22 protein-coding genes and 1 pseudogene are annotated in these 24,833 nt (G+C 40.8%); 8 read left to right on the forward strand and 15 right to left on the reverse strand.

The features are described 5' to 3' along the window. A pseudogene (locus A9Y75_RS16745) lies at nucleotides 1-433 on the forward strand (IS701 family transposase); the annotation flags it as partial. Between the two features lie 545 nt (nucleotides 434-978). Here A9Y75_RS16745 and A9Y75_RS29725 read toward each other — a convergent pair. The 3 genes from A9Y75_RS29725 to A9Y75_RS16760 all read right to left on the reverse strand — a co-directional run bounded on the left by A9Y75_RS29725 (nucleotide 979) and on the right by A9Y75_RS16760 (nucleotide 3,071). Beyond that, a complete protein-coding gene (locus A9Y75_RS29725; protein ID WP_071190689.1) occupies nucleotides 979-1,548 on the reverse strand; it encodes a hypothetical protein in 570 nt (189 codons plus the stop codon). Nucleotides 1,549-1,570: 22 nt separating this feature from the next. Further along, nucleotides 1,571-1,969: an exonuclease domain-containing protein gene (locus A9Y75_RS29730; protein ID WP_071190690.1), complete on the reverse strand. Its 399-nt coding sequence runs from the start codon at nucleotides 1,967-1,969 to the stop codon at nucleotides 1,571-1,573. 193 nt (nucleotides 1,970-2,162) lie between these two features. Beyond that, nucleotides 2,163-3,071, reverse strand: a complete 909-nt coding sequence (locus A9Y75_RS16760; RefSeq protein ID WP_071190691.1) for a hypothetical protein — start codon at nucleotides 3,069-3,071, stop codon at nucleotides 2,163-2,165. Between the two features lie 187 nt (nucleotides 3,072-3,258). Between A9Y75_RS16760 and A9Y75_RS16765 the strand changes: the two genes are divergently transcribed. Beyond that, nucleotides 3,259-3,930, forward strand: a complete 672-nt coding sequence (locus A9Y75_RS16765) for a rhomboid family intramembrane serine protease (protein WP_071190692.1) — start codon at nucleotides 3,259-3,261, stop codon at nucleotides 3,928-3,930. Between the two features lie 3 nt (nucleotides 3,931-3,933). On the opposite strand, the gene A9Y75_RS16770 is transcribed toward A9Y75_RS16765, so the two are convergent. The 5 genes from A9Y75_RS16770 to A9Y75_RS16790 form a co-directional block, all read right to left on the reverse strand. Continuing rightward, nucleotides 3,934-6,120, reverse strand: coding sequence for a polysaccharide biosynthesis tyrosine autokinase (locus tag A9Y75_RS16770; protein WP_071190693.1), 2,187 nt, complete (start codon nucleotides 6,118-6,120; stop codon nucleotides 3,934-3,936). 54 nt (nucleotides 6,121-6,174) lie between these two features. Continuing rightward, on the reverse strand, nucleotides 6,175-7,545 hold the full coding sequence (locus A9Y75_RS16775; RefSeq protein ID WP_071190694.1) for a polysaccharide biosynthesis/export family protein: 1,371 nt from the start codon (nucleotides 7,543-7,545) through the stop codon (nucleotides 6,175-6,177). 27 nt (nucleotides 7,546-7,572) lie between these two features. Beyond that, nucleotides 7,573-8,295 (reverse strand): cyanoexosortase B system-associated protein, encoded by a 723-nt coding sequence (locus tag A9Y75_RS16780; protein ID WP_071190695.1) that lies wholly within the window; start codon nucleotides 8,293-8,295, stop codon nucleotides 7,573-7,575. 267 nt (nucleotides 8,296-8,562) lie between these two features. Beyond that, nucleotides 8,563-9,465 (reverse strand): cyanoexosortase B, encoded by a 903-nt coding sequence (gene crtB, locus A9Y75_RS16785; RefSeq protein ID WP_071190696.1) that lies wholly within the window; start codon nucleotides 9,463-9,465, stop codon nucleotides 8,563-8,565. A gap of 89 nt (nucleotides 9,466-9,554) precedes the next feature. Beyond that, complete coding sequence (locus tag A9Y75_RS16790; protein WP_071190697.1) at nucleotides 9,555-10,697, reverse strand: DegT/DnrJ/EryC1/StrS family aminotransferase; 1,143 nt, start codon at nucleotides 10,695-10,697, stop codon at nucleotides 9,555-9,557. A 260-nt stretch (nucleotides 10,698-10,957) separates the two neighbouring features. Here A9Y75_RS16790 and A9Y75_RS16795 point away from each other — a divergent pair, with 260 nt between their 5' ends. Further along, the gene (locus tag A9Y75_RS16795; RefSeq protein WP_071190943.1) at nucleotides 10,958-12,487 is read left to right on the forward strand and encodes a GAF domain-containing sensor histidine kinase; all 1,530 of its coding nucleotides are present in this window, start codon (nucleotides 10,958-10,960) and stop codon (nucleotides 12,485-12,487) included. A 253-nt stretch (nucleotides 12,488-12,740) separates the two neighbouring features. Continuing rightward, on the forward strand, nucleotides 12,741-14,156 hold the full coding sequence (locus A9Y75_RS16800) for an IctB family putative bicarbonate transporter (RefSeq protein WP_071190698.1): 1,416 nt from the start codon (nucleotides 12,741-12,743) through the stop codon (nucleotides 14,154-14,156). 226 nt (nucleotides 14,157-14,382) lie between these two features. On the opposite strand, the gene A9Y75_RS16805 is transcribed toward A9Y75_RS16800, so the two are convergent. Both A9Y75_RS16805 and smpB read right to left on the reverse strand, forming a co-directional pair. Beyond that, a complete protein-coding gene (locus tag A9Y75_RS16805; RefSeq protein ID WP_071190699.1) occupies nucleotides 14,383-14,661 on the reverse strand; it encodes a WGxxGxxG family protein in 279 nt (92 codons plus the stop codon). Between the two features lie 177 nt (nucleotides 14,662-14,838). Further along, nucleotides 14,839-15,306 carry an SsrA-binding protein SmpB gene (smpB, locus tag A9Y75_RS16810; RefSeq protein WP_016951742.1) on the reverse strand — a complete coding sequence of 156 codons (468 nt, stop codon included), beginning with the start codon at nucleotides 15,304-15,306 and terminating at the stop codon, nucleotides 14,839-14,841. 574 nt (nucleotides 15,307-15,880) lie between these two features. On the opposite strand from smpB, the gene A9Y75_RS16815 reads away from it, so the two are divergent. Then, nucleotides 15,881-16,564, forward strand: coding sequence for a response regulator transcription factor (locus A9Y75_RS16815; RefSeq protein WP_071190700.1), 684 nt, complete (start codon nucleotides 15,881-15,883; stop codon nucleotides 16,562-16,564). 180 nt (nucleotides 16,565-16,744) lie between these two features. Here A9Y75_RS16815 and A9Y75_RS16820 read toward each other — a convergent pair whose 3' ends face one another. The 4 genes from A9Y75_RS16820 to murC form a co-directional block, all read right to left on the reverse strand. Further along, entirely contained in the window at nucleotides 16,745-17,224 is a 480-nt protein-coding gene (locus A9Y75_RS16820) for a low molecular weight protein-tyrosine-phosphatase (RefSeq protein WP_071190701.1), read from the reverse strand. An 87-nt stretch (nucleotides 17,225-17,311) separates the two neighbouring features. Further along, complete coding sequence (locus A9Y75_RS16825) at nucleotides 17,312-17,662, reverse strand: YbaB/EbfC family nucleoid-associated protein (protein WP_016951738.1); 351 nt, start codon at nucleotides 17,660-17,662, stop codon at nucleotides 17,312-17,314. A gap of 153 nt (nucleotides 17,663-17,815) precedes the next feature. After that, a complete protein-coding gene (murB, locus tag A9Y75_RS16830) occupies nucleotides 17,816-18,814 on the reverse strand; it encodes a UDP-N-acetylmuramate dehydrogenase (protein WP_071190702.1) in 999 nt (332 codons plus the stop codon). A 127-nt stretch (nucleotides 18,815-18,941) separates the two neighbouring features. Continuing rightward, a complete protein-coding gene (gene murC, locus A9Y75_RS16835; RefSeq protein WP_071190703.1) occupies nucleotides 18,942-20,402 on the reverse strand; it encodes a UDP-N-acetylmuramate--L-alanine ligase in 1,461 nt (486 codons plus the stop codon). Nucleotides 20,403-20,876: 474 nt separating this feature from the next. Here murC and nadD point away from each other — a divergent pair, with 474 nt between their 5' ends. Both nadD and A9Y75_RS16845 read left to right on the forward strand, forming a co-directional pair. Further along, nucleotides 20,877-21,503: a nicotinate (nicotinamide) nucleotide adenylyltransferase gene (gene nadD, locus A9Y75_RS16840; protein ID WP_071190704.1), complete on the forward strand. Its 627-nt coding sequence runs from the start codon at nucleotides 20,877-20,879 to the stop codon at nucleotides 21,501-21,503. A gap of 116 nt (nucleotides 21,504-21,619) precedes the next feature. Then, on the forward strand, nucleotides 21,620-22,633 hold the full coding sequence (locus A9Y75_RS16845) for a type I glyceraldehyde-3-phosphate dehydrogenase (RefSeq protein WP_071190705.1): 1,014 nt from the start codon (nucleotides 21,620-21,622) through the stop codon (nucleotides 22,631-22,633). 307 nt (nucleotides 22,634-22,940) lie between these two features. Here A9Y75_RS16845 and thiL read toward each other — a convergent pair whose 3' ends face one another. Further along, the gene (gene thiL / locus A9Y75_RS16850) at nucleotides 22,941-23,963 is read right to left on the reverse strand and encodes a thiamine-phosphate kinase (protein ID WP_071190706.1); all 1,023 of its coding nucleotides are present in this window, start codon (nucleotides 23,961-23,963) and stop codon (nucleotides 22,941-22,943) included. A gap of 61 nt (nucleotides 23,964-24,024) precedes the next feature. Here thiL and A9Y75_RS16855 point away from each other — a divergent pair, with 61 nt between their 5' ends. Continuing rightward, a complete protein-coding gene (locus A9Y75_RS16855) occupies nucleotides 24,025-24,654 on the forward strand; it encodes a type I restriction endonuclease subunit R (protein WP_071190707.1) in 630 nt (209 codons plus the stop codon). Nucleotides 24,655-24,833: the final 179 nt, after the last annotated feature.

Consider the following 24,833-nt stretch of genomic DNA (forward strand, 5'->3'; position numbering starts at 1 on the left):
GTATTGTCAAGTAAGCACTCTGGCTATTCCCCAAGAAGGATTAAGGACTCATCTGAAAGAATTTGGATTTATAAAATTGTTTAGGAAAGACTTTAAAAAGGAAGACTCTAGACATTATATTTTATATCTACTAGATGAGGAGAAAATCAAAGACATAACCAGAAGTACCTTTATCACAATTCATGATACCCATTGGGGTATTGAAACATTTCATCGAGCCATAAAACAAGTATGTGGAATTTGTCGGTTCATGGTTAGAGATACCTGTGCAATCAAAACTCATATATTTTGTTCACTTCAAGCTTTTGTGAAATTGGAGTTTATGCGCTCTGAAAATATAATTAGCAATTGGTATGAAGTACAAAGGAATCTGTTTACTTCTGTTGTCCGTGAGCATATTTTTGCCAACCTTCGCAAGGATGCCATTATCTAGACTACATAGATGATATTTTTTGTCAATGCGTAAGTCCTATGATCTTATGAAGTTCTAGGAAATTTAGAGGATGTTTTCAAAATATTTTATTTAGAGATCAAATTGCTCGAAACCTAACCCCAACCCCTTCTCTACCAGGGAATGAGAGTAAGAATCAAAGCCTCTCTCCCTGTATCGGATACCCTACGGGCAGCCTCTCCGCGTCTATGGAGAGGGGTTGCTAGTAAACTTGGCGATTTTTCAAACATCCTCTAAGGGAACACCAAAAAATAAATTACCCAAAACCAAAATTGTAGGGTGGGTTACGCTGCGCTAACCCACCATTATTCCTTCAGTTTATGGTGGGTTACGGACTACCGTCCTATAGCCTGCGTGGCGTAGCCATACCCACCCTACTTTGCGATTTTTCAAACATCCTCTAAAAGCCTGTTTCTTTGTAGGACATAGGACTCTTGAAAGTCTTGACAAAGAAATGATATTAGCGTTGCTAACTGCTAGTTGTTGGTGTTTTTAGTTCATTAGTCATCATTCACCTAACTGAGATTTTATTTTTTGGGTGGAGTAAAACCAAATATGGAAAAAATCCAGTGATACCATTCTTGATGAGTAGTCACGAAAGTTAAAGCTGATTCCAAATCTACATCTAAATCTTTGTTATAAATACTGATAATGAGATCATAAATCAAATCAAAGAGAATTCTATCTTGTTTATTGAATAAAATAAAGTTCCCATTAGCACTATTTTCTAGTTGTTTGATTCTTTCCTTACCTACCTTACCACTAATCTCTGGTTGACGTTCATCTCTAATTAAATCAAACTTACTTTGAGGATTATTAATAACTAATTCATTAAAATTAGTAATACGACTCGTAAAGGGAGTTCCACTAATTTCTAGAAAAGCAATTACATGATGTTTCTGCCCATGTTGTATAACAATATGTTCTGGTAATACCCTTTTACCTAAACGATATTGTGTTAATTTAAATGACTGGATGTGAGTTAAAGCTTCAGCAATATTCCTCAATTTACCAATATCATCACCATCACTAATAATCGCTGCATTATGATATTTTTGTTCCAACTCTGTTTTGTGTTCATTTAAATATTCAATCACAGGATTTACAGAGATTGTAGTTTCACCAGATAAATAGGAAGAAATATTGATTATTAGCTCGAAGATTAAAATATTTACTCAAATACTCTAAAGAATAACTATCTAAATTTGGAAAACAGTCTTTAGCTAGAATCCAGGTACAATCAAATTGTAAATTTTGCCAAGGTAAACCAACTTGTCGAAAACTACGTTTGAGGATATCAATATCATGTTCTGCATAGTGACAGATGATTTTTTTATCTTCAACAATAGTCAGAAATTCCGTTAATAATGTTTTCAGACTTTTGAGATTTAAAACATTTTGAAAACCATGAGAATTACCATCACAAAAACCTTCATAAATGACCACACCTTGACTATCAACAATAGCTAATTCACTTAAGTTGGGGTTGCCTTCAGTATCTAAGATAACAAAGTCCATAAAATTTTATTTGTAAGTAGATTATCGTAATGCCTGTGATAATTAAATCATAAACTATAAAAGACTGAAAAGTGTTTTAAGTAGCCATCATGAACTGCGTACACCAGGACACATGAAAAACTTCTTATTCCCCTCATCGCTTGCGGGGAGGGGTTAGGGGTGGGGTCCAGGAAGAATCTTTTTAAAGTTGGATTTAACTCACTGCTTGAGTCATTCCCAGGAATTTTTGTGTTTGTGCGGTGATACCAAATAAGCTATCTGCATGACAGAATATTTCCCAAGCGCGAACTCCCATAAAACCAATACCTGCAACTGCCAAGGGAATTGCTGCTGCGCCTAAAAGTGCCGCAATTGGCGGAAATATCATGCAGATTGTTAAAAGAATTCCTGTAATTACAGCACCAGAAATGCCAGCTTTGGCGGTAGCTATGGCAACTTTCTGCACTAACTCCTGCTGTGTAATTTTGCCTTCAACGCATAATAATGAGTTTTCCAATATGGAGAATACTAACTCAATTACTGCGGCGGCAACTGCTCCTTTGATAACTGCGCCAACTACCTCTGCAACTGCTGCTTTAAATGCTGCATCAGCCAAAACCTGCTTGGCAACTGCTAGTTCTTCTGGAGTCATATCCACACCACCACGGGCGCGATTAACCCAAAATTGCTCAAAAATGCCGTTAGTAGCTTCGCTTCCGCCACCATTGACATGAGCTTGAATATGGCTCCAGTCTTTATCTTGACAAAATTCACGAATTGCCTCTGGGCCTTGAGCGCGAATTTGTGCCGGAATGCTTTCAAATACGTTGGCTGCTTCTTGAATATTTCGCATTCCACCGCGCACACCAGCCCGTGCAAATTTGAGTTGTAAACCTGCTGGTAAGTTCTCAAACCGGATATTGTTGGCTATTTTGAAAGTTTCTTGAGTAGCAATTATACCAGCACTAGCTATGGAACTGGGCGCTGCTTGTGCAAAATCGACGATCTGAGTTGTAGTTTCTTGAACTTTAGCAATGACTTGGTTAGCCAAATTTTGAGTATCGGTAACTGCTGCTTGCACCTTAGCGGTTAGCGATTCAATAGAATTTAGGTTGATTTCCATATTTTAGATTTTAGTTAAACTTGCATACTTAGATTATCAGCCTATTAATCCTCATCTGGCAAGTTCAAAAAAAACTTGAGATAGAGATTGCCACAGTACATACACGGGATTATTATTCCTTTTTCGCTGACCAATTTCTAGCTAGTCAGGCTATATTGCAATTAATAGATCATGAGAAAAAACGCCTGTGTTTCCTCTTTACGACGAAAACCCAACGCGAATCACTCCGTATTTCACTTACGGATTGATTGGCATGAATATTGTCATTTTCCTGCATGAAGTAAGTTTGTCTAATGAACAATTGGAGCAGTTTTTTCAGCTATATGCCTTAATACCAAGAGAGTTCACAAACAACTTAGCTGGTGAGTGGACAACGTTATTTACTTCACAATTTTTACATGGCGGTTGGTGGCATCTCATATCCAATATGCTTTATTTATGGATATTTGGTAACAATATTGAAGAACGCTTAGGACATTTAAAATATCTGATTTTTTATCTGTCTTGTGGTGCTTCTGCTGCCTTATGTCAATGGTTTATTGGCATAAATTCTGCTATTCCTTCTTTGGGGGCTAGTGGTGCAATTGCTGGGGTTTTAGGTGCTTATCTTCTTTGGTTTCCGCAAGCGAAAATTAAAACCTTAGTTTTTTTAGGGTTTTTCGTCACCATCATCAATGTTCCAGCAGTGGTAATGATTGGTCTTTTCTTTATTCAAAATCTCATTTCTGGTTTTGCCAGTCTGCAAGCATCTGCCAATATGAGTGTTGAAACTGGGGGAGTTGCTTACTGGGCGCACATCGGCGGCTTTGTGTTCGGGATGATTTTTGCCCCTCTGTTTAGGTTGTTTCAGGGTGATTAGGCGCTATTTTTTGCGGAAAATAGCGGAAATTTCGGCGGCTGGTTCGATTACTTCCAGGTCTATCTCAGGCGTAGCGGTAGGTAATTCTACTAGTTCTTCAGGTAGATTAACTTTGATATCAGCACCATTAATAATAGATCCTAATAGTCCTAATTCATCTTCTAGCAATTGATCAATGGCTTCACCCAACATATTTTCTTGTGTATAGTTTGGTCGTGCCACCAGGACTATACCATCACTATAGGGTTGGATTAACAATGGATCATTGGAAATGCTGAGAGGATTAGTATCTAATATGACTAAATCATAGCGCTCGCGTGCGTCTTCTATCAGGCGGCGCATTTCGCTCGATTCTAGGATAGCAGCAGATTGACGTACTGGCCCTGCGCTGGGAATAATGTATAAATTTTCTACATCGGGAACTAAGCGAATACAGTCACTCAAGCTGGAATAATAAAGCAGTGGTTCCATAGTGGCATAGGTGTCAGGAGCAACTTTCAGAGACCAAGCGCGGGAGGGCGATCGCAAATCTGTTTCGATAATCAAGGTTCTTTTCCCAGCCAGTGCGGAAGCTATACCCAAGTTATAAGCACTCACTGTTTTACCCTCTTGGCTACTGACGCTAGTAATCAATATTACCTTTAAGTTTTTACCACCTATGCGGCGTAAATTACTGCGAAACTTTTCATAAAACTCTAAATATGGCGAATCTGGAGAAAGTATTACTGGTAAGGCTTCTGGATCTAAATTATCAACAGGGATCAAAGGCAATTCTCCCAGCAATAGCACTTCTTTTTGTTTGAGACTTTCGCGGATATCCTCTCTGGTTTTGAAAGTTCCTTCCAGTGACCCTAACAAAAATATCACACCACCACCAATGACCATACCCAAGAAACCACCGATAGCCAATGTCGCAGGGACACTCTTTGGTTTAATAGGAACAGCGCTAACTGTTGGCTGGCTGGCAATACTAAGACTACTGACAGTTTCTGCTTCTGCGGTTTTAGCATCAGTGAGCTTTGCTTGCATTTGGTCATAGATAGCTTTTTTCAGACCAACTACCTGCTCCAAACGCGATCGCTCTAATTGTTTATTGGGTACAAGCGAAGATTCTCGTCTTAATTGTTCCTCCTGTTCCTTTTGCTGTTTTAGTTGTTGTTCTAGCGTCTCTTTTTGGGTTTGCAAAGCCACCATTTGGTTTGCTAATGCCTGCCGTGTAGGATCTAGACTACTTTGGGTACGAATACCCTGAACATTACCTTGGATAGGGGCTGCAATCCCACCACCTCCTAACACCTCAGCGGCACGTTCTTGGAGTAATTCTTCAGAAGCTTCTTTTTGGCGCTGTAATTGAATCATTGTCGGGTGTTCAGGTCGTAAATCTTTTCTGAGAAGGGCAATTTGTGATTCAGCTTGATAAATTTGCGATCGCAAGTTGGCAATAATTGGATCAGCGCTCAAAGCCGAAGAAACATAAGCCTGTCCAACTGTTAACCCCAACTTATTTTCTAAACTACGGATTTGGGCATCAATTCCAGAAATGGTAAATTCAAGTTGCCTTTGTTGATTTTGGCTCGTAGTAATACCACCTAGCAAACTTCCATTTTCAGCTGCCAAAATTGCTGGTCGTTCCCGGCGATCATATTGTTCTAGTTTATTCTCAGCAGCTTGGAGTTCTTGCTTAAACTCTGGTAAGCGATCGTTCACTTTTTTAATAATAGCTTTTAATCGTCCAGTATTAATCTCGCCACTCAACTGAACCATTGACTTCATCAACTCGTCCAACACCTCTTTGCCTCGGTTGGGATTGCTATCTACATACTTAAGGATAATACCTGAAGAATTTAATTTCCCAGTTGCGTCTGCCTTAGGCAATTTAATTGACACATTTGCACCAATGGTTTTTGGCTTAGTTTTTACTTTGGCTGCTACATTTTCAATAATTTGGTTGGATAATAAAATTTCTTCTGTCAGTTCCTTACCTTGTTCTTGAATTTCCGTACCAGTTTTAGAGAAAGAAATTGTGGGACTAACGTAGTTCATAGCAGATTCTGCTACATAACTAACTGGTGGATCTGGTTGTATTGCCACTACTACTGAACCAGCTACTACCAAAGAAAAACTAGCTAATCCAATCCATTTATACTTTTCAAACGCAATAAGATAGCGTTTAACAATTGGTGGTGTCATATTATTTAATTAGTTATTAATTATTAGTTATGAGTCATAAATGGTTTCTGGAAATTATTTATTTGTACCTCCACCAAATAAGCCGCTACCAAAGTTTTCAAAAAAACGGATAAATGATTGCACATTAAAATAGGGCTGGGTAAGGGTACTCAATAAATTAGTAAGTTTACCAACAAGATTTCGACCAACAACAATCACATCATTATCTTGCAGTGCCACATTTTGAGAAGCATCACCACCAAGTGCCTTTTTGGCATCAAGCTTTTGAGTAACAGCTTTGCCTTTTTCAGGATCAAAACGAACCAAGGCAATATCCCTAAGATTAGCCGTATTCAGAGGAACACTTCCTAACACATCTAGAAATGTACTACCATTGGGCAGCGATTGTGTAGCAATTCCTCCTGCGGCATAGTTTAAAACTCGGATTTTAATCTGGGGGATAGCTAAATTGGAACGTGCCACCAATTTGCGATCATAACCGTCATCAGTACCTAGTTCCCGGCGAAGTATAATTATTGCATCCCCATCTTGTAAGCGCAGGTTAGGTAGTGAACCACCATTTTGCAACGCTGCATATAAGTTAATATTTTGGGAAACTATGGAACCATCTGTTAATTTACGACGAATTACCACTTGTCGTAGGTCTGCGGTCAAGGTGGAACCACCTGCTAAAGGTAAAATATCAGTAATTCGAGGCATTCCTGAACCCGCAGAATAAATTCCTGGACGAAATACTTCCCCCGTAATAGTAACTTGTACTGGTCGCATCTGTGCTAAAGATACTATAATTATATCAGTAGTAATACGACTTAAAGCCAAGCGAATTTTTTCTTGGGCTTCATCTAAACTTAAGCCTTGTATAGAAATTTGCCCTACTTGTGGAATCACAATATTGCCGTCTTGACTAATTGTGGCTTGAAAACTCAAATCTGGACGTTGCCCACTCAGTGATAACAATATCTTGGGATTAATGACATAACGATCTAAGCCTGCTCGAATTTTTTCCTGTGCTTCTTGCAAACTCAAACCTTTTAAAAAAATTACTCCCAATAGGGGGACGACAATATTTCCTTCTAAATTAATTGCAGCTTGAAAACTTAAGTCTGGAAAACGCTCAACTGTCACAGCAATAGAATCTCCAATTCCTAACTTGTATGGGCCAGGAGGACGCTGAACCACAACGCTAATTCCATCTCCTATGCCTAAGAGATAGCGGTTGAATTGCGGAGAAATTTCGTCTGCATTAGGAGATATAACTTCAGAACTTGTAGGAGGTATGGGAAATTGTTCTGGTGATTCTGTTGAAGATGGTGAAGGCTGCGCTACAACGGGTAGGATAGATGTGGTTAAGCTAACACTCACCTGAAGAGTTAAAAAACACAGGGCGCTGAATTTACGCATATAAAAACTGGGAACCATCAACATCAGTGTAGTATAGTTAAATAATATACTTTAAAGAGCTTTGGCCATCAATGCAGTTTGCACTGTTGCACCGAGAGACTCAAGCTTTGTCCAAGATGTTTCCACTTGCCCAAAAGGCTCCATTGGTATCAGAATGCTCACAGCCACCCAAGGAACACGCTTTTTTTGCCACTGTGCCAATTGGTCTGCCACAAACCACTTTAGTGGAGATGAAGTTCCACCATCGGGCATCGCGTACCATTGTAAAACAGCAAAAGTTTGTTGTTGTGTCGTAGCCCGAAAAAATCTAGCTTCAACTTTTTTGGTGGCATTTGACTCTGAAACGGAAGGCTGTTTCACAGTAAATTCAGCATCACGATATTGAGCTATGTTCCACTTTCCCCAACTTAATTTCCCCCAGCCGTTAACATCTGTCCACTCTATCTCTGGTTGATCTCTAGGTCCGTTTTGTGGTAGCAACAGCAGTATAACCTCAATTGCTGAATCTTCTGGCTTGAGTATCTGTAAAGACCATTTATGTTCGCCAATTTGTGATTCTGACTGTTTAATGGTTTGCCACCCAGGAAGACTTAATCCCACTTTCCGAATATTTTTCAATTCCTTGAGTTGAGTAATTGGTGGTGGCTGTTTCCATGACCATTTTCCTGTTAGGTATCCAGGAACTGCTCCCACTACTAACAGCAGTACCAGCAATATTAGCACTGCTACCTGACTCCATTGCTGTTCCTTGAAAAACTTGGATAAGGAAGTCATTAGTAAAATTTTCTACACGTAGGCTACATTATACTATAGCAGGTGACATTTTGTACTTTCTGCAACCTGCAATCTGCTGTATGTAAATATGAACTAGGCTAAAAATCTCTTCCTATTTGCTTTGTCCCAATTAAGTTGTTACACCCAGCTACTTGTATTAGAAATCGACCAAATTCAAATATGCGTGTTCCAGAACCCTTGTAGAGACGTTGCATGCAACGTCTCTACATCCTTGTTTCACAAGATGTCTATGGAATTTTAAATTGTTTAAACTTCTCCCATTTCCTCGTCTAACTTAATTGCTGATGCTTCTGAGAAATAACTATTCATCCAATTTAGCAAAGGTATTAGTAATAACAACATACAACCAGAGTATAGGTCGCCACCCCAACCTTCATGTAGCCATGAAAAAGCTCCATCTTGGCCTGTACCGTGAAAGTATGCCAGTAAAGTGTTACGAATGATATTAGCAGTCACACTAATGACGACAGCAATAGATAGAAAGCCAAAAGTTATCCGCCGTGAAGATAAAGCATCTGTCCAATAAAGCAGCATTAAGCCCACATAAAGAGTGGTAAATAACATTTTCAAGCCTGCACAATAGGGGGCTACTTCCACAATTCTCCCTCCTATATATAAATTTATACCATCTACTACTACTGTCATCCCAGATTGATTGAGGATAAAGGCAGCTGTACCAGCAATAAAGCTTTGCAGAGGAAAGCTATAGGGAGTTATCAAGTAAGGTAATGCTGTTGGAGTGGCTAAAAATACTAGTATTAGGGGAAATCCTTGTAATTTTAACCCTGGTATTCCCTTGAACCATAAGCAAAGTCCTGACAGTATGATGGGCAAGGAAAGATTAACCCATTCAGTTACACCACTTAAATAAAAAATCACCCCTGTTATTAATAAGCCAAGGCCAATAGGATGGGTAATATTAGCTAAACGTTGCCACTGTTTCCGGTTTGTCCAAGCCAGATAACCAGCAAATGGGAGACCGATAATACCGTGGCTGAAATACTCATGTTCTATACTGATAGTTTTGTGCAGCCAACCATCTAACCAATGTAGCAATATAGGAGCATAAAGCAAGAGCAAAATTCCGAAAATTCCGAAACTTAACAATTGGGCTGTGTTTCTGCTTTTAATTTGTTGCTGGAGTGCCATAGTTATAATTCAAAATTTAAAACTCAAAAGTTAAAATTCAAACTTGCCATGAATACTGGCTATTGCTGAGTAAGTAAAATAAATTAAACTCAGTTTTCTTTTAATTCCCAACTTGAATTAATAGCATCTATCACTTCTGTGATTTGACTATTTTTCAAACCTGGATACATTGGTAAAGATAGTATTTGTTGAGATAGCTTTTCTGATTGGGGAAAGTCTCCTTGTTGATAACCTAAATAACTAAATGCGGGCTGAAGATGGCAGGGAATTGGGTAATGAATGCCAGTTTGAATTCCGGCTGCGGTCAGTTGTGCTTGTAATTGCTGACGTGATAGGGGGCAAGAATCATCAATTTTGATCACATAAAGATGATATATGTGTCCTGTGCCGCTTTGGTTTTGCATAGGAATAATACCAGCATAAGCTAACGGTGCTAGTTCTCTATCATACATCTGGGCGATGGTCAGGCGATCGCTATTCCACTGAGATAAATAGGGTAATTTTTTATGTAGTACAGCGGCTTGCAAGGTATCTAAGCGGCTATTCGTACCTGATTCGATATGTACATACTTTTGAGATGAGCCGTAATTTCGCAAGCGGCGCATTTTTGCTGCTACATCTGCATCTGTGGTCACTACCATCCCTCCATCCCCAAATGCGCCTAAATTCTTGCTGGGATAGAAACTAAAGGCGGCGGCAGTACCCACTGAACCTGCCTTATATCCTTCCCGTTCAGCCAGGTGTGCTTGGGCTGCATCCTCAAAAATTAAGACTTTGTGAGTATTTGCAAAATTTAATAATTGGCTTGGTGATACCATCTGACCATATAGGTGTACGGGAATAATAGCTTTGGTTTGGGGTGTAATGGCTTGAGCGGCTGCCTCCAAGTCAATTAAGGCGGTTTTGGGGTCACAATCTACTAAAATTGGTTTAGCGCCAGCATTGATGACACCAATCAATGTGGCGACAAAAGTATTAGCTGGTAAAATCACCTCATCACCAGCACCGATGTGACAAGCTTGTAGACCAAGAGCGATCGCATCGGTTCCAGATGCTACACCAATTCCATATTCTGTCGCAGATGCGGCTGCAAAGGCTGACTCGAAATCAGATAAAGCTTGACCTAGAATAAAATCTCCCTTTGTGAATACATCCTCAATTGCCTGTTGTAATTGAGTTTGAATTGGCTGATGTTGTGAGTTCAGGTCTACAAAAGGAACTTTAATCACCATTTGATTTATTACCAAGTAGTATCAAAAATTAAGTAGCAATATCCTAGCTCAAAAAGTAAAAATCCTGAAACTCAGTAAAAAGCTTTACTACCCATGATTAATCAGTCCTAGATACTTTTTCACCAACTCCCATAACTAAATAAAAAATTTTTGCCAAATTTGTGAATCGGAGGTGAAATTTGGGAATGCTAATAAATAGTAACCTGATCACAGCGGTTATAAAACTTACAGTATCTAGAAGTATCAAGGTAGCAGCGGCAATGGTAGAGCATGACAATAAATTATTTGCCCCCAATGATGGTTGGAATTCTTTACCAACCAAAGAACAACAACGCCTCAAACTATTGTCAGAATTAGGGTTGAAGCAACCCCAAACAATTCCGGTATTTGAAGAAGCCGCTCAAACCGCTGCCCACTTTTTGGACGCAGAAATTTCCATTTTGGGATTTATAGATCAAGAAATCCACTGGTTCAAATCGTCGGTAGGCTTATCAAGATTAGGACTAATGAATGATTTGGCACAAAGCCGTCAATTATTACGCCGAGATTCCTTTTGCACCCAAGTAGTAGAGACATCGCGAATAGTAGTTATTAATGATACTAGCGATACTAACAATACAGAAATAGCCTCCAGCAAGTTAGTGCAGAATTATGGTATCCGTTCCTACTTAGGAGCGCCATTAATTGATGCTTCTGGATATTGCCTAGGTGCATTGGCAGTGATGGATCGCAAGCACCGCAATTTTACAGAGCGAGATATTGAGTTTTTGCAAATTATTGCTCGTTGGAGCATGAGTGAATTTGAACGCAACCGATTGCTGCAAGGAAAATCAGAAGAAAGTCCTGCCCGCAGAATTCCTAGTTTTTCATTCCCAGAAGACCAAACAATAGATCTGAAAATTGCCCCACCGATTTTAGAACAAAGCTCTAGTTCTACTCAGCAACTCAAACTCGAACTTTTAGACCAGTTAACTCAAGAGTTACGTACACCTTTAACATCTGTACTGGGGATGGCTGGTGTTCTCGGCCGGGAAATTTATGGGCCTTTAACGATTAAGCAGCGGGAATATCTAGAGATTATCCAAAATAGCGGGCGTTACTTACTTTCCCTAGTCAATGAAATTACTGGTCTAGGAATCATGGATGATAGTTCAAATGTGTTGAACTTAGTCCCTGTAGATGTGGAAATGCTGTGTCAACAAGCTATCAATACCCTAGCAGAAGTAGCTGGTCGCCGTGAGCAAGATATTCGCTTATCTATAGAACCAGGACGCAATCGCGTTTGGCCTTTGGATAAAGATAAAGTGCGGCAAATGCTGTATCACTTGATCTTTAGTGTGATTCAACTTTCTGCAACAAGTAGTATTGTTCGTGTTCACGTTGCTTATAAAGAAGATACACTCAGTATTACCGTTTGGGTTTCCCATCCCTGGTTGGGAGATGGCATCAGCGAGATTGATCCTTACTTGCGCGTCGATTCTTTGCCAATGTTGGAAATGGTACGCGAGGCAGGAAAGTATAATATTCATTTAGAAAATCAGGAGGCTTGTCCCAAAATATGGGAGGAGTCAGAACACTTGATGAATAATCATTTAGGAATTTTGGTTGGCGCTACTGATGATAATTTAGCCAATTTATCTGGTAATCTGTCTCGTGAGAAACTAGGTCTGTTACTTAGCTGTCAGCTGGCAGAACTGCACAAAGGACAAATTTCGATTCAAGGTTCCCCAGAATCAGGATATCGTTATGTGATTACTTTGCCACGGCAATCGTCCACTTCCTCACAATGAATGATGTTTAATGACCAAGGGGAGTGTCAAAGATCAAATCAATTGTTAATCCTGACGGTGATCTTTGTATAGCGACCCCGATTATCATTAAAGCCAGCAATCCGTCAGGAATTGTGAACACATATTTTATAGTGGGTGTTGGGTGACTTATATATGAGCGTGATCAGTTAATTACTGCGTAAGAAGCCAAACTACACAATGTTCACAACCTCCGCTAGGATTGCTGTAGCTGCTAATTGGTCATAACATTTCTATGAATTTAGTCTGGCAAAGATTTACTTTATCCTCTGTACCTCTGAAAGAATATTTGACTACCAGCTACCTGCATCGGTTTCTGGTCGGTATCTTGCGTCCGTGGCGGCAAACTAGTATTTTAATGCAGTGGGGAGATACAATAGCGGCGGCTCTTCTCAGCCTCATCTATGGTTTTGCACCTTTTGTGTCCAGTAGTTTAATGCTGGTATTGTTGGTGGCTTGTATAGGATTCTGGGTGCTGCTAACTTTATCAGATGAAAAAAATTCTGGAAATCCAGCATCTGTCACTCCGATTCATCTGTTGGTATTACTTTATTGGGGAATAGCCGCGATCGCTACAGCCTTATCACCAGTGAAAAAGGCAGCATTGAATGACTTGGCAACATTAACACTCTATTTGTTACTTTTTACCTTATGCGCTAGGGTGCTGAGGTTTTCCCGATTTCGATCTTGGCTGATTAGTCTTTACTTACATATATCGCTGATTGTCGGCGTATATGGCATCCGACAATGGTTTTTTGGCGCTAAAGCCTTGGCAACTTGGGTCGATCCTGAGTCTCCTTTATCCAAGACTACAAGGGTTTACAGTTATTTAGGCAATCCCAATTTACTAGCAGGATACCTGATACCCGCCGTGATTTTCAGCTTGGTGGCTATTTTTGCTTGGCAGGGCCCGATGAGAAAAGCTTTAGCTGTAACGATGTTTGTTATTAATATTTCTTGCTTAGTTCTCACTTATAGTCGTGGTGGCTGGATTGGTTTATTGGTGGCACTTTTGACTGTGATGGCATTGCTAGTTTATTGGTGGAGTTTGGAAATGCCGACCTTTTGGCGAACTTGGTCACTGCCAATTATTGTGGGCGGTTTAGTTGGGGTATTGGTGCTGGCTGTGATTTTTGTCGAACCTGTACAACAGCGGGTTCTCAGTATATTTGCCGACCGCCAAGATAGTAGTAATAATTTTCGTCGTAATGTCTGGGATGCTGTTTTTAAGATGATCCGCGATCGCCCAATTATTGGTATTGGACCTGGACACCATTCTTTTAATCAGGTCTATCCTCTCTACCAACAACCCCGATTTACGGCTTTGAGTGCATATTCAATTTTTCTGGAGATTGCTGTAGAAACTGGCTTTATGGGTTTAGCTTGTTTTCTCTGGTTAATAATTGTCACCATTAATGCTGCATTTATGCAAATGCAACGGTTGCGACAATCCAGAAGTTTAGAGGGATTTTGGGTAATTGGAGCGATCGCTACTATTTTTGGTATGCTCGCTCACGGCACAGTAGATACTGTCTGGTATCGTCCAGCTGTTAATACTCTCTGGTGGTTCATGGTCGCCTTAATTGCCAGCTACTGGACACCTTTAGCGCCAGAAACTGCTCAACCCAACCCAGAAACCGCAACCAACTGATTTTCTTGAGTAAAATTATTCAGAGGTTTGATGTCAGCCTATACTGTATGAGGATTTGATGCTAATTTGCGGATAAGTGTGGTTGTCAGTATCTTTCTACTGACAACAGACTATTTTATTTTCATACCCAATTTGGATAGATCGTACTGTGATGACAAATTCCCAAAACTAACTCACATTCACTATACCCAATTCCAAATTTAAAATCCCAAATCCAAAATTGATACTAGTCCCTGTAGGTGCTGGCCCCTGGGGTATTGGGGTCACGGTAACGGGTTGGTTCATTTTCACGCTTTTTACCCGCTAAACCCGCTAGACCTAATAGACCAATCAATCCTAGCCAACCCCAATCTACATCGTTGCGATCATAAACAGTCGTGGTGCGGTCAGTATCAGTTCTCGGTTGATTCACTTGGGCTTGTGCGGGTAGAAGGCTTAAGGGCAAAATCCCCATACTCAAAGTGAGAACCCCAGCGCCAACAGCTTTGGTAAAATTACTTTTCATAGTCAGAAAGCCTCATCCTTTACTCAGATAATCACCACTGTACCGATTCTCACAATAAGCCACATCAACCTGCGGCTATAAACTAGGTTTCATCCCAAATCAGGCTGAGGATATATAATATTCTCTTTGCTGGAAGCCGTTTCTCAGTCCGCTGTGGTATTTGATTGACAGTCTCGCTCAATAACTTTTCATTGCCCGTTGAATATCGCGCTGGTCTTGACGACGTTTGAGGTCTTCGCGCTTGTCGTGAAGTTTCTTTCCTTTACCCAAGGCGATACTCACTTTTACCCAGCCGCGTTTAAGATACATTTTCAACGGGACGAGGGTTAAACCCTGCTGTTCTACCTTACCAATTAGCTTCCGAAGCTCTTGGCGATGCAGCAATAACTTGCGTGTGCGGCGCGGTTCATGATTAAAATATTGTCCACTAGAGGTGTAAGGTGAAATATGTGCATTTATTAGCCATGCTTCACCGTTACGAATCAACGCATAACCATCTTGGAGATTAACTTTACCCGCACGGATTGACTTGACCTCTGTTCCTGTTAGCTGAATTCCAGCTTCGTAGGTTTCCAGGATTTCATACAAATAACGGGCTTGACGATTGTCGGTGATAACTTTATAACCTTCGTTTTTGTCACTCATTGAAAATCTTGTTTGTGTTAAATATGCCTAAAAATTTCTTGAGACTGTTCTGTGAATCTATGGGAATAGTAATTTTAAGTGTAAATCAACTAAAAATGCATTCTTCCGTTAAATAATATAGGCTTGAGACTAATCAAGCTTACGTTTCAAGTAATCCTTTATCATAGCATTATAAATGCTTGATTAGATATTATCATCATAATTTCTTGATAGGTGAGCAATGGCTGCATCTGCTGAGAGAATTGTTACGAATTACAAAACTCTCAGCACTTAGTACACAACGGCGTAAGTCAACCAATCATTAAAAATTCCCGAAAAGCAGCTTAAACCAGCTTTTTTAAGTTTTAATTTCGCCCTGTAATACTACTCAACACAGAGAGTCTAATTTGCATCAAGTTTCATAAACACTTCTAAAGAATTTAAGATTTTCTTTATAAATAACTCTTAAGGCAGTCATTAGTAGGTAATCCTGTCATATTATGAAACATAAGAACACTATATATTGCCAGTGTCTATTAATAGTGTTCATAAAAGCAAATTGCTGAGTAACAAAAATGGTAGGGGTGTACTGTCCATGCCCTTGAAGATCCTTGTAGTGGATGACGACCTGGGCACTCGTCTGTCTATTAGTGATTATCTTGAACTGTCTGGCTATTCGGTGATCATGGCTGATAACGGTCAAGAGGCTTTGTCTATGGTTGACCAATATCATCCTGATTTGATTGTCACAGATATTGTCATGCCAAGGATGAACGGCTATGAACTGGTGCGTCGGGTGCGTCAACAAGCAGAATTTAGGTTACTACCTGTAATTTTGTTAACAGCGCGAACCAAAACCCAAGAAAGAATTCTGGGCTATCAATCAGGGTGCGATTTATATTTACCTAAGCCTTTTGAACTAGAAGAATTAGCCGCAGCTATTCGTAATTTGCTAGAGCGATCGCAAATTATCCAAACGGAGTACCGTTCTTCTCATCAAGATAATTTAGGCGCTTACACCGCTACAAAAGCAAAGGAAGCCCATAATTCTCTGTCTACTCAAATCCATTCACCCCAACTACTCTCATCACTGACTACCAGAGAACAGGAGGTTCTATATCTACTGACTCATGGTTTATCTAATGCCGAAATGGGTCATCAGCTACATCTGAGTGCGCGAACGGTAGAAAAATACGTCAGCAGTTTATTGAGAAAAACTTCAACTAGCAACCGAGCCGAACTCGTGCGTTTTGCGATGAAGCATGGTCTGGTGGAATAGAGTCATGGGGTGATGGGGTGACGCTCAAGACGCGGAGAAATAATTATCTACTGCCCCCTGCCCCCGTATGGCTATAGCTTGCGTGACGACGTAGGAGTCATACGCCACGCTACGCTATCGGCTACGCTCACGGCAAGCCAGCACCCTGCCTCCTGACTCCTGACTCCTGACTCCTATTTCCTAAAGTTGTTGACTTTTAACATAGTCCAGCAAACCTTCACAAGCATCAAGCAGTAGGTCAATAACCTGATTGAATCCTTCTGAGCCGCCATAATAGGGGTCGGGAACTTCTCTGATTGTATGTCTAGAACAAAAATCACACATTAAGCGAACTTTATGGTGATATTGCCCAGAAAGGTCAACAGCGAGGATATTTTCAAAATTGTCTTTATCCATCGCCAAAATCAAATCAAATTCTTGAAAGTCAGATTTTTGAAATTGGCGAGCTTGACCACGTAGTTTAACTCCCAACTTTGTAGACGCTGCCGCACTCATGCGTCGGTCAGGTGGACTACCAATGTGATAGCTAGAAGTACCAGCAGAATCACAGTGAATACTAGCGCTCAAATCAGTCTGCTCAATCAGATGATTCATAATATTTTCTGCCGAGGGCGAGCGACAAATATTCCCCAGGCAGACAAATAGTAACTTGTAAGGCATAAATTTTGCTTTGCGTGTCAGATGTCAGATGTCAGATGTCAGTTGTTGTTGCTAGTGACAACTGACCACTGAACTAATGACTAATGACTAAAATCCAGGTAGTTCCAGTCCACTGGTTAATTCTTCCATACGTTCCCGCATGGTGGTAGTGGACTTGTTGTAGGCATCTTTCATGGCTGCTGTCAGAAGATCAGAAAGTACTTCCGCACCTTCTCCCAAAGCATCTGGGGAAATTTCCACCCGCTTCGGTTCTTGGTTCCCACTGACAATTACCTTAACCAGTCCACCACCCGATTCTCCTTGAATCTCCATTTGCTCCAATTCTTCTTGGAGACGTTTTGCACCTTCTTGAACTTGCTGGGCTTTTTTGAAAGCGTCAGCCAGTTCTTTCATTTTTCCTAAGCCAAAACCAAAGCCCTGTCCTTTTCCTGCTGTCATAATTAATTTTCCACTTATGCTTTGAATAACAAATCAAATTCAATTATAGATGTGGTGGGTAATTGGTAATTGGTAATTGGTAATGGGTAATAGGTAATAGGAAGATAATATCCCCCTGCCCCCTGTCAAGAGTCACCTGCCCTCTGTAACCTATCAGCAAACAGGTTGAAACTCGCCGATCATTTTAACTTCTGGCTCTAACCAAATTGACCAGCGTTCTTGTACCTGATGTTGAATATGACTAATGAGACAGAAGATATCGCTGGCTTTAGCCCCACCACGATTAACGATAAAATTGGCATGAAGTAGTGCTACTTGCGCTCCACCGATTTGATAGCCTTTTAAACCAGCTTGTTCAATCAACCACCCAGCAGTATAAGGTTTAGGATTGCGGAACACACTACCACAACTAGGAAAATTGTAAGGTTGGGTACTAAGCCGATGCTGTTTGTTTTGTTTGGTTGTGGCTATAACTTGTGCTGGATCTGCACCTGGTTGGAGTTGGAAGGTAGCTTGCGTGACTATACGTTTGCCGCCTTGCAATAAAGAACTTCGGTATTTATAACCTAATTCAGATGGGGTGAGAGTTTCTAATGTGCCATCGGGTGAGAGTACTTCGGCGCTAATTAACATATCTGCAATACAGCTATTATGCGCTCCTGCATTCATGACCACAGCACCCCCAACTGTTCCAGGGATACCAACAGCCCACTCTAAGCCTTCCCATCCTAAATCTGCTGCTTCCCATGCCAAGCTGGGAATAGATTCTCCGGCTGCGACGGTTAATTGACCGGTTTGTGAGTCGAAGTGCTTAGAGCGAAAATGACGAGTAGCAATAACTAAACCGGGTATACCTTGATCACTTACTAACAAGTTAGAACCGGCTCCCAATATAGTTACTGGTAAAGCCAGTTCTTGGGCATACTTAATACTTGCTTGTAATGCTTCTACGTTGCGGGGGGCAACATACCATTCTGCCCCGCCCCCAACTCTGTAGGAAGTAAACGCTGATAAAGAAGCCTGGGGCTTGATTGCACAATCAGTGCCGGGTAAGTAAATTAATTTACTATCGACCACCTTAATTGCTTCCTGTTTCTTGGTAGTCAAAGCCGAAATAGTACAGACGTTTCCAACTGCCTGGGAGATTGTCATCGTTGCTTTTATTGGTAATTTCTATGACATTTATTTACCGTTCAGATCCGGTAATAACATTAACTAATGAAACCATTGCTAGATAGAGAATGAACTCACAAAACAAAACCTAGCAAGCTTGCTCCACTTAGGATGTGGCTGTAACCAGTTCCCGAAGTGTGGCAATGACTTCGGGAATCGCCTGATTTAAATTACCGGCACCAAGAAACAATGCCAAGTCACCAGGGCGCAGCGTTGACAACAAGAATTCACACACTAAAGATAAAGTTGGTTGATAAATTACCTGCTGGTGCTGTTTGGCAATTTCGGCTGCCAGTTTTTCACCGCTAATTTGTCCTAAATCAGGTTCACCTGCACTGTAAATGTCAGTTATGACTACTAAATCAGCATGGGTAAAGGATTCGGCAAATTCTTCTAAAAATGTCAGTGTCCGACTATAACGATGGGGTTGAAAGATGGCTACTACTCTCTGTCCTGGTCTGGCTTGGAGACGTGCTGCGGCAAGAGTAGCACGAATCTCACTAGGGTGATGGGCATAGTCATCAATAAAGGTAATACCGGCTGCTTCCCCCCGGAACTCAAAGCGCCGTCTTGCACCTTCAAAGGTGGCGATACCTTTAGCAATTTCCCCGAATTCTAAACCGAGTAAGCGTCCCACAGCTACTGCTGCCAGAGCATTGCTGAGATTATGCCGACTCAAGAGGCGTACATTTAATACACCTAATGCTTTACCTTTTTCCCAAACGAGTGCAGTTGTACCATCAGCGCGATAGTCAATGTTGGTAACGGTATAGTCAGCGTTGGTATCTGGATTTAGGCTATAGCTGATGGTTGGTTTCAAACTATCGCGCACTGTGGCACAATCAATGCTACCTATTAAAGTTTTGCAACCTTGGGCAAATTTTTGGAAAGTGTCAATCACTTCCTCTAATGTGTCGTAATGGTCAGGGTGATCAAGTTCAATATTAGTGATGATCCCAATTTCTGGGGCGTGTTTCACCAGAGAACCATCTGATTCATCTGCCTCAGCTACCAGATACTGACTTGCGCCCAGTCGAGCATTTCCTTCCCAAGCGTTGACTTCACCACCCACTAAAATGGTAGGATCTAGACCAGCTTGCAAGAGCATATAACCAATCATGCTACTTGTTGTAGTCTTGCCGTGAGTTCCTGCCACAGCAATACTATGGTAATCAGCAATCAAGGCAGCTAGGACATCAGAACGATGTAAAATCGGGCAACCCAATTCTAAGGCTGCTTTGTATTCCAAATTATTGTTGTTTATAGCTGTGGAACAAATTACTTGAGGAAGTATTGTCTTGTGATCAGACAATTGTTCTTGTGAATTTAATGATACTCCATTCGCCGATACTTGAGGCAGAAAGAATTCAAGATTGCTGGCTTCTTGTCTGCTAAAAATGTGAGCGCCGAGAGATTCTAACTTGCGGGTAATTTGGTTAGGACGCAAATCAGAACCGGATACTGGTAATTGACGCTTTGCCAAAACATGAGCCAGGGCAGACATTCCAATGCCACCAATCCCAATGAAATGAAATGGTCTACCGCTAAAATCTATAGAATTACTCATTTTTTATTCCTCTTACACCACACCACACAATCATCACAAATGACACGCGTATCATAACAGGATTTTGATTTTTACTGATACTGCCCTTGTAAGATGTTCCTACCTGAATAAAGGGTTAATTTTTTAGTTCGTTTTTGCTTATTCAGAAAGATATTACCCTCATAAGAGATTTTTTCTATTTTTAATATCTTCTTATGACTATTCTGAAAATTGGGGCTACATCGGGAAAAAAAATCTTGTAATCTTAAATACATATTTTTGTTTGTTTTACTGGAAATAGCTACGAAAGTCCTCAGGTCTATGAAACTGATAGGAAATTGCATCAAGCCTCACTATGAATTGACTACAATAGTACATTGACAGTGAAAATATTATTCAACTCCTTAGAGCAAGAAGTTTCTGATCTCAAGGGAATAGTCCCGCTAGAAAAGCTCTTCAGCCCTTCTGCTGCCTTTAACCCAATCTCTGGACTGGATGCAACGATTAGCAATTTTTGGTGGCACATTTGACCCAATTCATTGGGGACATCTACTTATAGCTGAAACAGCATTAGCTCAAGTACACGTAGAACAAGTAATTTGGGTACCATCAAGAAATCCTCCTCATAAACAAGCAGCTTTGTTTGAGCATCGAGTAGTAATGCTGCAACTTGCCACAATGAATAACCCAGCGTTTACTATCTCTCTAATTGATAGAGAACGCTCTGGGAGATCCTATGCTATTAACACCCTGATTGATTTATCTGCTTGTTACCCAAATACTCATTGGTATTGGATTATCGGTTTGGATGCTTTCCAAACTTTACCCCGTTGGTATCGTGGACATGAATTAGCACAAATGTGCGATTGGTTAATCGCACCCCGACTACTAGGTGGTGAGACTATAGCTCAAAGTGAGTTAATCTGCAAGCAAGTTGAGCAACAAGTGAGAGAGCAGTCTCGTAGCATCAACTGGCAATTACTGCATACACCCTTAGTTAAGGTTTCGTCAAGTATCATCCGTGAACTTTGTGACCAAAGCCATTCAATTATTGATTTAGTACCGGAATCGGTGAGATTGTACATCGCCACTCACAACCTTTACTCGCATAATCCTGAATAAATTGTGTGTTTTTTTTTAGATCTAACACTTTATGGTTATAAACACTCCCCCCCTTTGCGATATGATTGGGGTCAACGATATCAACTTATAGGCATAAATACAGAGGGCAAGACACTGTGATTAGAGTTGCAATCAACGGTTTTGGGCGCATTGGACGGAACTTTGCACGTTGCTGGGTGGGTAGAGAGAATAGCAATATAGATCTTGTTGCTATTAATGACACATCAGATCCCAGAACCAATGCTCACCTGCTAAGGTATGACTCGATGCTAGGGAAGTTAAAAGGTGCTGATATCAGTGCCGATGATAACTCCATCACCGTCAACGGTAAGACGATTAAATGCGTATCTGATCGCAACCCAGATAACTTGCCCTGGAAAGCGTGGGACATTGACCTGATTATTGAATCAACTGGTGTTTTTACCAGCAAAGAAGGGGCAATGCGGCACGTCAATGCTGGAGCTAAAAAGGTTCTGATTACAGCCCCTGGTAAAAACGAAGATGGCACTTTTGTGATGGGTGTGAATCATCATGATTATGACCACAACATCCACAATATCATCAGTAACGCCAGCTGTACCACCAACTGTTTGGCTCCTATTGCCAAGGTGTTAAATGATAAATTTGGCATCATTAAAGGTTCGATGACCACCACCCACAGCTACACTGGTGACCAGCGCTTGCTAGACGCTTCTCACCGTGATTTACGTCGGGCTAGAGCGGCAGCTATCAACATTGTACCTACCTCTACTGGTGCGGCAAAGGCTGTAGCACTGGTAATTCCAGAGCTAAAAGGCAAGCTGAATGGTGTTGCTTTGCGTGTACCCACTCCCAACGTGTCAATGGTAGACTTCGTGGTTCAGGTTGAGAAGCGTACTATTACTGAAGAAGTTAACCAAGCGTTGAAAGATGCGGCTGAAGGTCATCTCAAAGGCATTTTAGGCTACACCGAACTGCAACTGGTTTCATCTGATTATCAAGGTACTGATGAATCTTCTATTGTTGATGCCAGCTTAACTTTGGTTATGGGCAATGACATGATCAAAGTCATGGCATGGTATGACAATGAGTGGGGCTATAGCCAACGAGTTCTAGATTTGGCGGAATTAGTAGCTCAGAAGTGGGCATAGTTAGGTGATTGGGGGTAGAGTCAGTTTTACTCAGCACTGTTTCGGTGACAGTAATAACTAACTCCTGAAATCTTGACGATTGATAAGGGCGGGTTTTCCCATTGGTGTCAACTTAACGTGAAAGACTAGTCAATGACGTTATATCCAACTTACTCAATTACCAATCTATCCAGAATCACCCCACCCCCGTTTTACTAACGTAAAACTTCCCCTCCCCTCAAGAGGTGAGGGGACTAAGGGGTGGGGTAGAATGGCTGTGGGAAAACGGTTTGAGCTTAAGTTGATACTCATGGGGTTTTCCGCGCCCCTACTTGGTAAAATGTTTAAATCCTTGATTAAGGCTGAGAATTTGGTCAGGTATTTTTTGATTTTGATCATGCAATAAGACTGTTAAATCTGGTGTGATTGTGCCAATGATGGCTGCATCTGTGCTGAGTTGTTTTACCAAAGTCTCTGCTGTATCTTGGGGTAAACACAGTACTAATTCAAAGTCTTCTCCACCATAAAGAGTATATTCTCGCGCTTGTGCTGCGGTTAGCCATTTTTCAAAAGCTTTGGGAATGGTGATTTGGCTATATTCCAGCACAGCACCGACATGACTAGCTCGGCAGATTTGTAGCACAGCATCTGCTAAACCGTCACTGCTATCCATACCGGCTATAGGAATAGGGCAGGGGGATATGAGAATTTCCTTGAGTATGGGTATAACATCTAAACGTGGGTTGGGACGCTGGTGGGCGGTGATTAAAGCTGCCTTTTCTTCAGTTTTGAGGTTTTGCCCTATTTCCGGGTGTAAGAGTAATTCTAAGCCTGCACGGGAGGCTCCGTGAATGCCTGTGACAACGATCGCATATCCTACTTGTGCAGCGGAACGACGAATAATGAAATCGGGTGTAGCTTGACCAAAAGCGGTAATTGCTAAAGTGGTGATGGGCGATCGCACAATGTCACCGCCAACTATAGGCACATTATACTTTTGCAAGCATTCTGTCATTCCCTGATATAGTCTTTCCACCCAATTAACGCTGATATCACCAGGTAAACCCAGTCCAACGGTGATCCCCAAGGGAAACGCACCCATTGCGGCTAAATCTGATAAATTCGCTGCCGCTGCCCGCCAACCTGCATCTTCTGGGGAAGTGGTAACATCACTAAAATGCACACCATCAACGAGCATATCTGTTGTCACTACCAAAGATTTATTTGGGTTAGTGGTTAATACTGCGGCATCATCTCCAATTACATCTGGTGGACAAAAGCGTTGTAATCTTTCTAAAAGACCTTGTTCACCAATATCTTTTACTTGTAGAGAAGATAAATTATTATTCATCATAAAATTTCCCTATTACTTTACAGACTAAAATAAAAGTATCATCTAGGAGACAGTTAATATGGTTTCTACCGTTGGCATTACAGACACCATTAAAAGCTTGAGTGATTTACAAACTCGTTGTAACTTACACCAAGCAGAAGATGAAAACTTTTTTAACGAATGGTTGACAGACTTACCCCAACTCAATCCACAAGAACAATCAGGTGTTACTCGCATCAAACAGCGTTATGATTATCATCGCGTTGATGGTCTATTATTAGAAGGGACAATTAATCTTTTAGTAGTCTCGCCACTTTTGGAAATTGCAGGTTTTCTAGATTCACCTTACCGAATTCGCTCACCTTATGGCATAAATTTAGAAATTGAAGAACCAGAAGAAACAATTCGCAGTTTTATTGATGTCCTAGTTGTACAGGAAAAACTTTGGATTTTTGTGATTGAATCTAAACGAAATAGCATTCCAGTTGTTGCAGCAATACCGCAGTTATTAGCCTATATGTTAACTACTCCCCAGCCGGATAAATCTGTATTTGGTATGGCTACAAATGACGATGAATTTATATTTATAAAACTATCTATCACAGATAAACCTCAATATGACGTATCACGCACATTTTCCCTATTTCCCCGTCGACATGAATTAGCTGAAGTTTTGCAAATTTTAAAACGATTGCAACTGTTGTTCTAGAAGGGAAGTAAAATATGAAACAATTCCTATTATTGATGATTCAGGTGCGCCTTGATGGTTTTGAATAATTACAAATGATATTGATTCGGTATCGGTTTACTGTCGGTTTGGTAGGGGTTTAGCAATGCTAAACCCCTACCGGATTAACCGGCTAAAAAATAAGATATAATCAGCAAAGG

The organism is Trichormus sp. NMC-1, assembly GCF_001858025.1.
Classification (GTDB): domain Bacteria; phylum Cyanobacteriota; class Cyanobacteriia; order Cyanobacteriales; family Nostocaceae; genus Anabaena.